The organism is Sorangium sp. So ce394 (assembly GCF_051474665.1).
GTDB lineage: Bacteria > Myxococcota_A > Polyangia > Polyangiales > Polyangiaceae > Sorangium > Sorangium cellulosum_D.
In genome coordinates, this window is sequence record NZ_CP150339.1 from 6,293,303 (window position 1) to 6,306,575 (window position 13,273).

12 protein-coding genes are annotated in these 13,273 nt (G+C 71.9%); 7 read left to right on the forward strand and 5 right to left on the reverse strand.

Annotated features, from left to right (window positions below; translation table 11 throughout):
- The first annotated feature begins 200 nt into the window (after positions 1-200).
- The 4 genes from WMF33_RS23080 to WMF33_RS23095 all read left to right on the forward strand — a co-directional run bounded on the left by WMF33_RS23080 (position 201) and on the right by WMF33_RS23095 (position 4,165).
- Complete coding sequence (locus tag WMF33_RS23080) at positions 201-1,217, forward strand: tetratricopeptide repeat protein (protein ID WP_061628897.1); 1,017 nt, start codon at positions 201-203, stop codon at positions 1,215-1,217.
- Positions 1,218-1,273: 56 nt separating this feature from the next.
- Positions 1,274-2,365 carry a hypothetical protein gene (locus tag WMF33_RS23085; RefSeq protein WP_437339140.1) on the forward strand — a complete coding sequence of 364 codons (1,092 nt, stop codon included), beginning with the start codon at positions 1,274-1,276 and terminating at the stop codon, positions 2,363-2,365.
- A gap of 55 nt (positions 2,366-2,420) precedes the next feature.
- Positions 2,421-2,636, forward strand: coding sequence for a hypothetical protein (locus tag WMF33_RS23090; protein WP_061628901.1), 216 nt, complete (start codon positions 2,421-2,423; stop codon positions 2,634-2,636).
- Positions 2,637-2,701: 65 nt separating this feature from the next.
- Complete coding sequence (locus tag WMF33_RS23095; RefSeq protein ID WP_437339141.1) at positions 2,702-4,165, forward strand: hypothetical protein; 1,464 nt, start codon at positions 2,702-2,704, stop codon at positions 4,163-4,165.
- A 6-nt stretch (positions 4,166-4,171) separates the two neighbouring features.
- Here WMF33_RS23095 and WMF33_RS23100 read toward each other — a convergent pair whose 3' ends face one another.
- From WMF33_RS23100 to WMF33_RS23110, 3 genes are read right to left on the reverse strand one after another with little or no spacing between them, the layout of a single operon-like run.
- A complete protein-coding gene (locus WMF33_RS23100) occupies positions 4,172-5,995 on the reverse strand; it encodes an ArnT family glycosyltransferase (RefSeq protein ID WP_437339142.1) in 1,824 nt (607 codons plus the stop codon).
- A complete protein-coding gene (locus tag WMF33_RS23105) occupies positions 5,992-6,978 on the reverse strand; it encodes a hypothetical protein (RefSeq protein WP_437339143.1) in 987 nt (328 codons plus the stop codon). Before WMF33_RS23105 ends, WMF33_RS23100 begins: the two co-directional genes overlap by 4 nt.
- 8 nt (positions 6,979-6,986) lie before the next feature.
- The gene (locus WMF33_RS23110) at positions 6,987-9,068 is read right to left on the reverse strand and encodes a hypothetical protein (protein ID WP_437339144.1); all 2,082 of its coding nucleotides are present in this window, start codon (positions 9,066-9,068) and stop codon (positions 6,987-6,989) included.
- Between the two features lie 289 nt (positions 9,069-9,357).
- Between WMF33_RS23110 and WMF33_RS23115 the strand changes: the two genes are divergently transcribed.
- Positions 9,358-10,095 carry a hypothetical protein gene (locus WMF33_RS23115; RefSeq protein WP_437339145.1) on the forward strand — a complete coding sequence of 246 codons (738 nt, stop codon included), beginning with the start codon at positions 9,358-9,360 and terminating at the stop codon, positions 10,093-10,095.
- Positions 10,077-10,511 carry a hypothetical protein gene (locus tag WMF33_RS23120; RefSeq protein ID WP_437339146.1) on the forward strand — a complete coding sequence of 145 codons (435 nt, stop codon included), beginning with the start codon at positions 10,077-10,079 and terminating at the stop codon, positions 10,509-10,511. Before WMF33_RS23115 ends, WMF33_RS23120 begins: the two co-directional genes overlap by 19 nt.
- A gap of 76 nt (positions 10,512-10,587) precedes the next feature.
- Here the strand turns inward: WMF33_RS23120 and WMF33_RS23125 are convergent, their stop codons facing one another.
- Entirely contained in the window at positions 10,588-12,099 is a 1,512-nt protein-coding gene (locus tag WMF33_RS23125; protein WP_437339147.1) for a DUF308 domain-containing protein, read from the reverse strand.
- Between the two features lie 351 nt (positions 12,100-12,450).
- Between WMF33_RS23125 and WMF33_RS23130 the strand changes: the two genes are divergently transcribed.
- Positions 12,451-12,831 (forward strand): hypothetical protein, encoded by a 381-nt coding sequence (locus WMF33_RS23130; protein WP_437339148.1) that lies wholly within the window; start codon positions 12,451-12,453, stop codon positions 12,829-12,831.
- Here WMF33_RS23130 and WMF33_RS23135 read toward each other — a convergent pair.
- The gene (locus tag WMF33_RS23135) at positions 12,797-13,264 is read right to left on the reverse strand and encodes a hypothetical protein (RefSeq protein WP_437339149.1); all 468 of its coding nucleotides are present in this window, start codon (positions 13,262-13,264) and stop codon (positions 12,797-12,799) included. The two genes, WMF33_RS23130 and WMF33_RS23135, sit on opposite strands and share 35 nt — an antisense overlap.
- Positions 13,265-13,273 lie beyond the last annotated feature (9 nt).

A 13,273-nucleotide genomic window follows, 5' to 3' on the forward strand; every position in this document is an offset into this window, starting at 1 on the left:
ATCGTCACTGAAAGCAAAAATGCACCCCGAGCGCCGCGCGCCGGCGCAGCGCCGCGGCGACCGCTCGCGCCCTCCGCCGCGTGCCCTCTTGACGCGCGTGCCCACGTGAAGAACGGGAGCGCTCCGGCTCGAGGCGGGGTAGGCTCCACACGGCGCGCTCTGCTTCTGTCGATCCTCGGCGCGGAGCCCGCGACGCTGCGATGAGCAAGAAGGACCGTTCCGCCTCCGGCGATTCCGACAAGGTGATCCACGTCGTGTTCGGCCCTGGTGGAGGGCGGGTGTCCGAGCCCCCGCCCCCCCTGCGGACCGGCGAGCCGGAGGCGCCGCAGCCTGCGCCGGGCGCGCGCGAGCCGGTCACCGACATGTTCACCGGCACCGAGGTCGCGCGGCTGCTCGGCATCTCGCCCGGGCGACTGCGCTCGCTCGATCGCGCCGGCATCGCGCCGCCGAGCGGCCGCCGGCGCGGGCGGCGCGCGTACACCTTCTCGGATCTGATCGCCCTGCGCGCCGCGCGCGATCTCATCGCGCGCAAGGTGCGCCTGCGCGACGTCGCGCGGGCGATCGACAACATCCGCGCCGCGCTGCCCAAGGTGACGCGCCCCCTCGCCGAGCTCCGCGTCGCCTTCGACGGCAAGGCGGTCGTGGTCCGCAGCGCGTCGGGCGCGTTCGAGCCGCTCACCGGGCAGATGGTGCTCGACTTCGAGGTGAAGGAGCTGCGCGACGACGTCGTGCGCGTGCTCCGCCCGCGGGTCGGCAGGGATCGCGCGCGCACGGCCTACGAGCTCTACATGCAGGCCAGCCAGCTCGACGAGGATCCGGCGACGATGGACGAGGCGGAGGCGCTCTACCGCCGCGCGCTCGAGATCGACCCCTGGCTGGCGATCGCGTACACGAACCTCGGCAACATCTGCTTCCGGCGCAACGCCGAGGAGCAGGCCGAGGCGCTCTACCTGAAGGCGCTCACCCTCGACGCGGCGCAGCCCGAGGCGCAGTACAACCTCGGCTACGTGATGCTGGAGCGCGGCCGGGCGGCCGAGGCGATCCGGTACTTCCGCGGCGCGATCGAGAGCGATCCGCGCTTCGCGGACGCCTATTACAACCTCGCGATGGCGTACGAGCAGATCGGCGATCCGACGAAGGCGCGCCCGTGCTGGCGCCGGTACCTGGAGATCGAGCCGACCGGCACGTGGGCCGAGATCGCGCGCCGGCACCTCTGACCGGCGCGCCGCGGGGTGGATCGGTCGGGCCTCTTTTCCGGCATACTGCGGGCCGCATGGACCAGCAGGGCGCACCGCTCGGCGCGGCAAACCACCCCCCTGGCGGCTATCCGCCGGGTGGAGCCCCTCCCGGCGGCCACGGCCCTCCCGGCGGCTACGGCCCTCCCGGCGGCTACGGCCCTCCCGGCGGCTACGGCCCTCCCGGCGGCCACGGCCCTCCCGGCGGCCACGGTCCTCCCGGCGGCCACGGTCCTCCGGGCGGCCACGGTCCTCCGGGCGGCCACGGTCCTCCGGGCGGCTACGGCCCGCTCCCGCAGGCGTTCGGCCCCGCTCCGGGCGGCTTCGGCGGCGCGCCGGTCGGGCCTCCGCCGCGGCGGTCGAACCTCGCGCTGTTCCTCGGCATCGGCTGCGGGGCCGTCTTCCTGCTCTGCATCCTCGCGGGCGCGGTGCTCATCTACTTCTCCACGGGCGTCACCGCCCGCGAGATGGCCAGGCTCCCCGAGCCGCTGCCCACGGCGCCCGTCGCCGATCCCCCCGTCGACGCGCCCGACGCGGCCGCGGAGCGAGGCGTGCTCCGCGCCGAGATCCGCGACCTCCGGAGCTTCCCGGCGCGCGCCGGGAAGCTCCTGCATTTCGTCGGCGAGATCCACAACACCGGCACGGTGGCCATCGGCTCCCCGAGCGCGAAGATCACGCTCTACGGCGCCGGCGACGTCGCTCTCCTGAGCGGCGACTGCGCGACCCAGGTGCGCCTCTTGCCGCCGGGCGAGAAGGTCCCTTGCGCGTTCGCCACCCCGCGTCCCCCCGGGCTCGCCACGTTCAAGGCCGAGGTCGCCCCCGCGCCCGCCACGTTCCGGGGGAAGCTGGCCAGGCTCAACATCGCGGACACGAAATTCACGCCGACGCGCGGGCAGAGCCCGTACCAGGTGGCCGGCAGGATCACGAACGAGTCCGCCTTCGCGGCCCGGTCCGTGCTCGCGATCGTCTCGCTCTACGGCGCCGACGGCAAGATCGTCAGCGTCGGTCAGATCCCCGTGGCGGGCGGCGATCTCGCCCCGTCGGCGAGCGGCGAGTTCACGGCGAGCATCGTGGATGTCGCCGACGCGCCCGCGACGTGGCAGGTGTTGGCGGTCGGATACAGCGAGTGAGCGCGGGCGGATGCAGCGGCGCGCTCGCGCGCCAACTTACGGAGAGGTGAACGAGATGAGCGACGTGGGATCGGCCCGGCGGGCCAAGGACGAGCTCAAGGCCAAGATCGCCGGCGAGCCGTGGTGTGTCGGCGTCGGGGTCGAGCGAGAGGACGGGGTCGGCTTCATCGTCCGCGTGAGCGTCCGGTCCGGAGGGGCCGAGGCAGCGCGCGCGGCCATCCCGCAGCGGATCGGCGGCGTGCTGATCAAGGTGATCGAGAACGACCCCTGAGCACGGCCGATCCGCGCGCTCCGAAGTATCGCCAGGCCGCGCAAACCGTGTAAGCTGCGCGCCTCGTGAACGAGCGCAACCTCTCCCGCCGACTTTCCACGAGCATCGTCGATGCGCTGAAGGCTCACGGGCACATCCTCGTGGCCAGGGGCGGCGCGACCGCGCTGGCGCGCGAGCTCGAGGACAAGATGTCCGCGGATATCGCGGCCATCGCGCCCCGGCTCGAGCCGTGGGCCCTCGTCGACGGGGAGGTCACGACAACGTTCGGCACCGACGAGATCGACGACCAGGTCGAGGAGCTCGTCGCGAGCCTGACGAGCACGCTGATGGACTCCGAGCACGTCGAGGACATCTTCACCGAGGACAACGTGATCAAGCGCGACGTCTTCCGTGTGATGCGCGACGCGCTGCTCGGCCCGCGGCCCGAGCTCGGCCTCGAGGACGACGGCCCGGTGCACGTGCGGCTCGACACGCTCGGGTACGTCGCCTCGACGGTCGGCAAGCGCGCGCCGGCGGAGGTGCTGCGCGAGTCGCTGGCGCGCGCGGCCCAGAGCGCCGGCGGCAAGCTGACGTCGTACGATCCCGAGCTCCGCGAGGCGACGTTCTCGCTGGGGAGCAGCGACCCGGACGCCCGGCTCGAGATCGAGGAGGCGGTGGCCGACGAGCTCTCCGATCTCGTCGAGGCGAAGGTGGTGACGCTCCCGATGCTGGAGCGCCGCTTCGAGCTGCAGCGCAAGATCGACCCCGGCGCGCGCGCCGGCCTGCGCCAGCGGATCGACGCCATCGCCTCGAGGATGCTGCGCGAGGGCGGCTGCGCCGCGTCGTGGGAGATCGCGGGCGACCGCGTCCTCCGGCTCAAGCTCACCCCGCTGTCCGAGCAGGACGCGCTCGAGGTCGACAGCCACATGACGGAGTTCACGCGCGACGTCGCCGCCCTGCTCGGCGAGCCGCTCGGCGCGCCCGGCGCGGCGAGCAGGCCGGCCGCCGCCCCGCAGCGCGGCGAAGCCCCGGCGTCGCGGCGCCGCGAGCCCGCGCCGCAGCCGGTGCGCGCGGACGACGACCTCGACGAGGACGGCGTCGACGAGGACGACGATCTCGAGGACGACGATCTCGACGACGACGATCTCGAGGACGAGGACCTCGACGACGAGGAGCTCGACGACGAGGGGGACGCCGAGGACCTCGACGACGAGGAGATCGAGGACGAGGGCGAGGAGATCGAGGACGAGACGCCGTCCAAGAAGCTCGCCGCGCGCGGGAAGCCCCGCAAGCCGGCCGAGCCGGCGTCCGAGCGGCCCGCGGCGAGCAAGCCCAGGGCCGCGGCGGCGCGGGGCGCGAAGAAGGCGCCGGCGAAGAAGGCGGCCGCCGCGACGAAGAAGGCGCCCGCGTCGGAGCGGGCGGCGACGGCGAAGACCGCGGCGACCGCCGCCAAGAAGGCGAAGGCCCCCGCCGCCAAGAAGTCCTCGCCCGCCCCCGCGAAGAAGGCGGCGAAGGCGCCGGCGAAGAAGGCGGCGGCGAAGAAGCGCTGATCGCCCTCAGCGGGCCCGGTTCCGGTAGACCAAGATCACCGGCACGCCGTCGAGCCCGGCGACGTGATCCGGGCTCGTGGTCCCGAACGCGACCCACGCCTGGTACGCCTGCCCGAGCATGTGCTTCTCGTGGTGGTACAGGGCGAAGTCGGCGCCCGCGACCGCCCCGACGCCGCGGATGTCCTTTCGCAGGCGCCCGTCGCGCAGCAGCATGTCCCACGCCTGGCCGGCGGTGTCGTGGATGTACACCGTCCCCCGGGGCGGGACGTGCTCGTTGAGGTAGTCCACGACCGCGCCCGTGGCGTAGCCCCAGAAGGTGCGGTTCAGCCCGAGGCTCGCCGCGCCGGGCGCGCCGCCGACCAGCGGCGTGTAGGCCGAGAGCGCCCACGGGTGCGCGCGCAGCGTCTCGGCGATGGGCGCCGCGACCACCGCCGCCCCGAGCAGCGCCGGGACCAGCGGCCCGCGCGCCGCGGCGGCGAGCGCGGCCCCCGGCGCGGAGGCGCCGGCGGTCGCGCCGGCGCCGCGCCGGGCGACGAGCAGCGCGCGGAGCCCGACGCGCGCGCGCCTCACCGCGGCGGAGAACGCGGCGCCGGCGAACAGGGCGATGAACGGATAGGCCGTCATCCAGTGCTTGGTGCCGCCGAAGATCGGCGTGCTCGGCGAGAGCCACGCGCCGTAGACGGCGGCGATGGCGAGGAACCAGAGCAGCGCCGTGCCGCCGGCGTCGGGCGGCGGCGGGCGGAGGCGCGCGGCGAACGCGCGGGCGGCGGCGAGCCTCCCGCTCTCCGGCGCGAGCCGCGCCGCGGCCCGCGCGAGCGGGTAGACGAGGCGCTCGCGCGCGGCCGCGCAGAGCCCCGCGGCGAAGAGGCAGAGCGTCACGGCGGGCACCGTCGCCGCCGTCATCAGGGGCGCGTAGGCCCTCGGCATCGGCGGCGTCCAGTAGTTCCGGCCGAGGAACTCCATGTTGTAGTACTCGTGGTTCAGGTGGAACGACGCGTACTCGCGCAGGCGCGCGAGCGTGTCGCGCCAGATCCACGGCCAGAGCGCGTAGAAGACGAGCGGGCCGATCGTCGCCATGGCGGCGAGCGCGGCGAGCGCGTTGGCCGAGCGCCGGGCTCCTCGCGGCGGCGCCGGCGCGGCCTCCGCCGCCTCCGGGCGCGCGACGATCCGCTCCCGGAGCTCCAGCGCGACGGCGTGCGCGACGCAGACGATCGGCAAAAACCACGAGTTGTGCTTGGTGTCGAGCGCGAGGCCGAAGGCGATGCCGGTGAGCACGGGCCAGAGCGCGCCGCCGTCGCGCAGCGAGCGCCAGTACGCGTAGGCGCACGCGGCCCACACGGTCACGATCGGCGCGTCGAAGCACGCGAGGTGCGCGTGGTAGAAGTACCGCGGCAGCATCGCGAAGAGCACGGCCGCGGACGCGCCGGCGAGCCGATCGCGCGCCTGCGTTCCCCAGAGGTACACGAGCGCGACCCCGGCGCCCGAGAGCGCCATCGCCGGGAAGCGGTAGCTCGTTCCTTCCATGGCGAAGAGCCCGAGCCGCTTCTGCAGGAGCAGGTTCGACAGCGCGAACAGCGACTTGATCAGGCCGGGGTGCTCGTGGTTCACCGACCAGGCGGCGTCGACGACCTCCGGGCGGAGCGCGGCGCGGGGCGCCTCGAGGAGCGCCTGGAACCACGCGCCGTAGCGGTTCGCGGCGAAGAAGTAGAACCCCTCGTCGCGCGCGTAGCCGAGATCGCCCGCGGTCGCGAGCAGCAGGGCGACGTACGCCGCCGCGAGCGCGACCGCGACGAGCCCGTCGGCGGGCGCGAGGGGCGCCGTTCGCTTCATCGGGTGTCGGCCTCGAAGCAGTAGTGGCGGTGCGTGTAATCCGCGGACCTCACGGCGAACTCCACCTCGGCGTTCGCCGCGCCCGCGTGGGCGGCGAGCGGGAACTCGAACGCCGCCCACCCGTCGCCGTCGTGGTGCGTCGCCTCGCCCACGGTCTCGCCGTTCACGCGCACGGACAGCGTGACCGGCGCGCCCTGCCGCTCGCGCTCGATGATCCAGTACATGCCCGCGTGCCCCCGGATCACCGAGCCGAGCGGCACGTCGCGGAAGCGCGTGACGATCTCGCCGTCCCTGGGCGGGTGCGACCAGATGCACCGGCGCGGGCGGAACTCCTCGTCGGCGATCACCGTCACCCCCACGTTGAAGAACGGGCCGCCCGGGCACTCGAAGCGCGCTGCGGGGAACGTCGGGTGGCCGCCGAGGCCGCCGGCGGCGATCCGCGCGCGCGGGTTCCAGCGGCACGCGGCGGGCGGCTCGGTGACGCGCGCGTCCGCCGACGCGGGCGCGACGTGATCGACGAAGTCGTAGACGACGCGCGCGGGCGACGGGTTCACGAGGCGCCGGAGCACGAAGCGGCCGTGCTGCTGCCGCGCCTCCTCGCGGAAGCCCGCGAGCTCCTCGGCGCGCTGCCCGAGGACGCTGATCTCCACGGCGGCCGCGTACCGGCTCTCGTCGGGCCGCGCGGCGTCGCGCAGGGGCATCAGCGCGTCGCCGAGCGCGCGGCGCGCCGCCGGATCGGCCCACGCGGGCGCCACGACCACGAGGTCGCCGGGCTGCCTCATCGCCTCGAGGGGCGCCTTCACCTCGCGCCATGCGTCGAAGCCCGGCGCGCGCTCGCTGAAGTGGACGTGCGCCGCGAGCTCGCCGAGGCCGAGCGCGGGGAGGCCGAGAAGCGCGAGCAGGCCGAGGGCGCGGCGCCGCCCGCGCGCGCTCGCCGAGCGGCGCGCGGGCGGGGTCGTCTGTTGCGGTTGCGCCGCGGTCATGGCGACGCCTACAGCTCGATCGCGTACACGACGCTGCCGAGCGGCATGCGCTGCATGCGCTCCTCGATCACCCCGCGCAGCGCCTTCCACGCCCCTTCCTTCTCGACGTAGTCGTCGCGCAGGCGCTGCGCGGCGGCCTTGTCGCCGCGCGCCTTGATGCCGAGCACCGTCCTCGCGAGCGCCTCCGCCGCGGCGGGCAGCTTGTCGGCCTGGATCGAGAAGCACCCCTTGTCCGCGCCGTTCGCCGCCACCTCGCCGCGGTAGAAGCCGAGCGCGCCCGCGTCGAGCAGGCTGCCGAGCTGGATCGCGGCGAGCTGGCCGTACGGCCGCGGCTCGCCGCCCGCGGTGTACATCCCCTGCCCCACCTGCCCGAGCGCCCAGATCACCTCCCGCGTCTCCGCCATGCGGGCGAGCGCCGGATCGATCACGCCCCGCTCGGCGAGCCAGCCGGTGAAGAAGAGCGCACCGGTCTGCGCCTTGAACTCCTCGAGCATCGTGGCGAGCGGCCCGCCGAAGGTCTCGTTGTCGGTCTTGCCCTTCACCTTGTAGTTCTGCGTCGGCCCGAGGTTGTGGGCCGCCTCGTGCAGCACCGTGCCCAGCGTCGCGACGGGCCGCTCGAGCGAGACGCTCTCCATCGTGGCCTTGCAGAGGAGCGACGCGGCGGCCTCCCGGAGGGCGGCGCGGCTGTCGTCGTCGTCGAAGAGGTTCACCATGGCCACGGTGCGGCCGCGGCCCTCGGTCGCGACCCGCCCCCAGTTCGGCAGGCTCTGCCCCGCGGTCCCGCCGGTCGCGGCGCGCGAGTCGCCGGCGTTCAGCACGACGTCGATGAAGTCGGGCAGGTGGAACGCGACCTTGCGCTCCTTGTACGGCGCGCCCGCGAGCCTCGCGAAGGCCGCCTCCATGTCGGCCTTCGCCGGGTCGAGCTTCTTCTGCCAGGCGAGCGACTCCTGGTTGATGCGCGCGAAGCTCACGTGGAAGCCCGCCTTGCGGCTGCACGGCTCCCAGTACGTCTCGTCCGGCCCCACGCGCAGGTACCACGCCGAGTTCTCGGCGTTCATCTTCGACCACGGCTCGTCCGCGAGCTCCCACTGGTTGTCGAGGAACGCCTGCGACGCCGCGAGCAGGTACGCCTTGAAGGCGGCCTCGCCGGGGCTCTGGATCGCCTCCGCCGCGGCCTTGAGCTCCCGGCTCACCGCCTCCATCTCGGGCTTGTAGGCCTCACTGTACGGCACGGCCTTGAGGGCGCCGCCCTCCTCGACGACCAGGGTGAACGGCGAGAGGAGCGCCTGCTGGTCGCGCCGCGCCTCGAGCGCGGCGCAGAACTTCTTGTCCTGCTGGAGCCGCGCCGGGTAGGCGCCGGTCACGCGGGGCGGCTTGCCGGGCAGCGCGTTGCAGCTCGGATCGTTGCGGGTCTTCGGCTGCTCGCACCAGGGCCCCTGGTTGCGCCAGAAGAGCGCCCGGCTCGCCGGGTCGTCGGCCGGGATCTTGTCGGCCATGCCCGCGGAGCCGAGCTGCTTCGCGTGGATCTGGTCGATCAGCGCCGCCACCTTGAGCAGGTGGCCGACGATGGCCCGGTCCTCGGCGGACGCGCCGCGGAAGTCGGACCGGAGGAGCGACGGCCGGCCGGCCGCGAGCTCCGCGAGCACGGCGTCGCGGCGGCGCTGCTCGGCCTCGTCGAGGCCGGCGCGCGGGTGGCCCTCGGCCTTGATCTTGAGCATCGCGGCGTAGGCCGAGGTGAACTCCGGGGTGAACGCCCCGGAAGCGACCCAGGCGGGCGCCTTGGTGTGGTGCCAGAGGGCGGCGACCTCGTCGGGCTCGACGGCGCCCGAGCCGTTCCGGTCCGCGATCCAGAAGAGCGGCAGATCGAGCTCCACGGCGATGCGGTTGAAGTCGAGCCGGGGGATCTGCCCGAACCGCGGCGGCGAGGGCGCGGCCTGGGCGGCGGGGGGCGCTGGCTCGGCGGCCTTGGGCGGCTCGGCCGGCGGGGGGGCGTGCGGCTGCACGCAGGCGGCCCCCGCGGCGAGGGCGGCGAGCCCGGCGAGCGCGGCGAGCGGGGCGCGGGAGGCGGGGGTCGGGAGGGCGGTCTTCATGGCTGGAGCTACCGTAGTTGGGCGCGCTCGGGGCTCCGACCCCTTTTCTGCAGGCGAGGTCTCGTCGCCCTGAGCGTCTCGGCCGATGACGTCACGTCCGCGGGCGGAATCCACGTGAGCGAGCTCCGCGTCGCGACCCTCTACCTCGAGCCTCCGCTCGGCTTGATCGCGAACGTGTTCGTGGCGACCCTCGTGCCATGGCGGCGAAGTTCTACCGTTTCGTCCCCAAGGCCCCGCTCGCCAGGTGCGTGGCCTCGATCTGGTATGACGTGAAAGGAGCCATCGTCGCATGACGCAGCACGTCCTCATGAGAATCTGCGCCCTCGCATGTTCCGCGGCGCTCGGTGTAGCACTGACGCCAAGTTGCACGTTCCGATTTGGCACCGGCTCGGAAGACGCAGATCGTTCCGACGATTTGACGGATTTCAGCGACCCAGGAGAGGAGGAGAACGCCCCGCGAAGCCCCACTGAGCCCGCGTCCGAAGAAGACGTGTTTACCGATGCAATAGCGAGCGCAGATCCGCTCCAATTAGCCGTCGCCACAGCCAGGACGAGCTACGCTCTGTACCTGCTTGACGGCGCTATCGAAAGCGAAGGGGTGGCACCGGAGTCGCTCGACGAAGTGGCGCTAAGCATGTTGGTCGAGCGCCATCTTCCGTGGGCGCTGGAGCAAGCCGATGCTTGGGTGGCAACCATGGACCCCGCTTTTCTCCCTGCGCTTCCGATGGGCTACATCGTGAGGTACGAGTGCGCCGACGAGTTTGGTTGTCCTTACAGCCACAAGGTCTGGTCCAGATCCAAGCAGCGATGGGCCGTCTGCGGTCCGAACGACTGCGGTGATGGACGGTGCAAGCCGTGCCCTGAGTGGTTCGGGTCGCTCGCGAACCTTGCGGTCAAGGGATGGTGCTCGTATGTCTGCATCGTCAACGCGGAGGTCGTTGGTTCTGCAGGCACGATAATCAGCAGTTTCCGGGGCGTCCCCGTTTCCTTCAGCTATATCGACGGCGAATGGAAGATGCTAAAATGAGCGCTCACAACACGGAGATCGAGCAACAGGCACGATTCAAGGATTTCATGACATCCTTCATGTGCCTGCTGGATATCATGGCGTTCTTCGCATCGCCGCGGCTTGCGGCGAGGGGCGCCAGCTTGCCGAGTCGCGAACACATCCTGCAGCACCTGGACGCTTACATCCCCGTAGCTGCGGAATGGGAGAGAAACTACGACGGCAGCACCAGGCGGATAACGACGGCTCACGCCCAGAAGCTGCGCGATCTTTTCAGCGCGTGGATGCCCGGCGTTGATATTCCGGCTGATATCGTGCAGGGAGCGCGCGCGTTCCTTGACGAGTTCGGCATAGAACCGCAGGAGGGTTGGGACGCGTTCGAAGGACCTCCAGAGGAGACCCAGGCCGTGTTGACCAGCAAGCCCGACCCACAATGAGGCCCGGGCATTCCGCGAGCCTTCGATCGCCTCAGCGTTCCTGTCCCGTTGCCCTTTTCATGACGCGCCGGCCGCCTCAGGCCGAGGGGTGGAGGCGCGCCGCCCTGGGCACCCGCTGTCCGAAGATGCCGGCCAGGAGCTCTCCCGCGCCGTAGTAGCAGAGATACGCGGCGAGCGCGTACTTGAGCAGCACCGCCGACGCGGGGAGCGAGAGCAGGACGAGGCTGGCGAGCATCGAGCCTGTGCCCACCAGGAAGAGCCACCTCGACTCCACCATGCCCTTGAGCACGACCGACGCCGCGACGCGCAGCGCGCCGGAGACGAACGCCCAGATCCCGACGAGGACCACGAAGATCTCGACCACGTAGCCGCGCCGGAGCACGAGCAGGCCGAGCAGCAGGCTCGCCACGCCGCGCACGCGCGAGAGGAGGCGCCGGACGGGCGGCTCGCGCGACGCCCCGAGCAGCGACAGGGCGCCATCGGCGAGCGCGTAGACCGCGAACGCCGAGACGAGCAGCCGCCACCCCGCGGACGAGCCCTGACCGACGGAGATCGTCAGGACGCCGGCGCCCACGGCGAGCGCGAGGACGCCCTGCGCGATGAGGACCCACCGGGAGCGCTCCGGCCGGGTCGGCTTCGGGAAGAGCGTCCGCGCGGCGGTGCGGGCCGCGACGATCGGATTCTTCTTCGTCGGCGGTGCGCGGCCTGGCCCCGCCTCCGGGCGCACCACCGGCATCTCGCGCTCGATCTCGCGGCCGTCCTTCCACTCGAGATAGCGCACGTGACCGTCCGGGGAGATGCGGAGAAAGGGGTTGCGGGGGCCGGTCCAGGATCCGCTGTTGAAGTACCAGTCGCCGATGCGACCTGGCTTGTGGGTGTGCCCGAGCACCGCCACGTCATGATCGCCCCCCCTCTCCAGCGCTGCGCGGACCCCGGCCACGTGCTCGCCGAGCCGATCCGGGTTCTGCGCCGGCGTCAGGGCCGAGGTGGGGCGCACGTCCCGCTCCGGTCCGCGGGGGTGCATCGTCGAAAGGGCGCGCCGCCAGATCGTCAGCATCGACTCGCCGAACTGCTCGAGGACGTCCTCCACGCTCTCGCCGCTCTCGAGGAGGGGAGAGCCGTTCTCGTCCTCCCACACGCCGGCGAAGATGGCGAGCATGCGGCCGAAGCCGGGATCGTCCCCGGCGTTGAAGGGATCGGTCTCGTGCCCGTGCGAGAAGCGGAACCGCCTGCCCCCGCGCTCCCGGACGAACGGCGCGCGCATGGCGGCGAAGAAGGGGTGATGGAGGAAGTCCGTGTCGATGAAGTGCGCGAGGTCGATGTCGTGGTTGCCGGGCACGTAGGTGAGCCGCAGCGTGGCGAGCTGGTCGAGGAGCGAGCGCCGCTTCACGAGCAGCAGGCTGAGGTTCATCTGCCAGAGCTCGAAGAGGTCGCCGAGGACGAAGAGCTCGCCCCCCTCGCTGCCCACGTGGTCGAGAAATGCGCGCAGCTGTGGCGTCTTCTTGCCTGTCTCGAAGTTGTCGCGCACGCCGCCGTCGCCGAGGTGCAGGTCGCTGATGACGAAGATGTCCCTGGCTGCGCCGTCCATCGCCTTGCTCCGGGGTCGAGCGATCCCGCCATGAGACCGGCCGCGCCCCCTGCGCCGCATGAAACGCAAGCCGCGTGCCTCGACGGCGCGCAGGAGGGCGAGCTCGGGGTCGAGCAGGCGGGCAGCCGTCGCTGGGTGTCGGTGTTGCTGAGCACCAGCGCGGGGCCGCCGGCGTCCAGCGCGCTCGGCGGGTCTTCCTCGTCTTACGGCTCCAGCATGCGCGCCGCGTGGCACCGTCACACTCGACCGAGGTGGCTCGCAGCTTGCGTCGCCCGTACCATGCGAATGGTTCCGACGGTCGCCGTCATCGTCTCGCTCCATGGAGTCGCTCTATGCGTTGCATCTTGTGTCATGCACCCATCAGAAAACGTCGATGAGACGGAGGTCGACATACCAAACAGCGATCCAGGATCTGACAACCTGGCACTTGACGACGAGACGGAGAACGGACCCACGGCCGAAACGGACGCGATCGGCAGTTTCAAAATCATCCACTGCAAGCGACGTGAGTACGGCGCTGACTGCATGATGAAGTGCGCCGACGCAGGGGTATCCTGCCCGGCAGGACGACGTCATCCCTACAAAAACAACGTCAAAACCGGACTACTGATGCAATGCAGAGCCCTCGGCCTGGCCAGCAGCTGCTGGTATTATTACGAGAACGGAGATATCTGCGTTTTCATCGTCGGAGTTCCCGTCAAGTGCGGCTATGAGGGTGGAACTCCTGATTGAGAGCGCGCGCGTAGAACGCGGCTTCCCGCGACGCGCGCTTCCAGTCCGGTCCGAACAGAGACTCCATGGATCGCAGAGCGAGCGGGCCGAGCTCGGGTGACCGCTCACCGCCCGAGAGCGCTGCGGAACCCAGTTCGCGGAGTCGCCGCATCCGCTCGACGTCTTCCACGGTGATGGATGTAGGCCCGTGCAGGCGACCGCGGATTTGCTCTGCCATCGCTCCCTCGGCGGCGGTCAGGGTGTTTTCCCACGCCCCGGGATCCACCTGGAGATCGGCGTCACCTCGCTCGATCGCGTCGGCGAGGATGCGGACATAGCCGACGGCGTAGAACGTGGCCCAAGACGCCCAGTCGAGCAGATCCTCGTCCTCTTCGCTGAGCAGCTCCTCGTCCTCTTCGTCGTCGTTGCTGAGGGGCGGATCCGGGTGAGTCATGCCCGGAAT

Bases quoted from the DNA above. Each gene is read 5' to 3' on its own strand.
- WMF33_RS23080 (WP_061628897.1), top strand. From the start codon at position 201: ATGAGCAAGAAGGACCGTTCCGCCTCCGGCGATTCCGACAAGGTGATC.
- WMF33_RS23085 (WP_437339140.1), top strand. From the start codon at position 1,274: ATGGACCAGCAGGGCGCACCGCTCGGCGCGGCAAACCACCCCCCTGGC.
- WMF33_RS23090 (WP_061628901.1), top strand. From the start codon at position 2,421: ATGAGCGACGTGGGATCGGCCCGGCGGGCCAAGGACGAGCTCAAGGCC.
- WMF33_RS23100 (WP_437339142.1), bottom strand. From the start codon at position 5,995: ATGAAGCGAACGGCGCCCCTCGCGCCCGCCGACGGGCTCGTCGCGGTC.
- WMF33_RS23105 (WP_437339143.1), bottom strand. From the start codon at position 6,978: ATGACCGCGGCGCAACCGCAACAGACGACCCCGCCCGCGCGCCGCTCG.
- WMF33_RS23110 (WP_437339144.1), bottom strand. From the start codon at position 9,068: ATGAAGACCGCCCTCCCGACCCCCGCCTCCCGCGCCCCGCTCGCCGCG.
- WMF33_RS23115 (WP_437339145.1), top strand. From the start codon at position 9,358: ATGACGCAGCACGTCCTCATGAGAATCTGCGCCCTCGCATGTTCCGCG.
- WMF33_RS23120 (WP_437339146.1), top strand. From the start codon at position 10,077: ATGGAAGATGCTAAAATGAGCGCTCACAACACGGAGATCGAGCAACAG.
- WMF33_RS23125 (WP_437339147.1), bottom strand. From the start codon at position 12,099: ATGGACGGCGCAGCCAGGGACATCTTCGTCATCAGCGACCTGCACCTC.
- WMF33_RS23130 (WP_437339148.1), top strand. From the start codon at position 12,451: ATGCACCCATCAGAAAACGTCGATGAGACGGAGGTCGACATACCAAAC.
- WMF33_RS23135 (WP_437339149.1), bottom strand. From the start codon at position 13,264: ATGACTCACCCGGATCCGCCCCTCAGCAACGACGACGAAGAGGACGAG.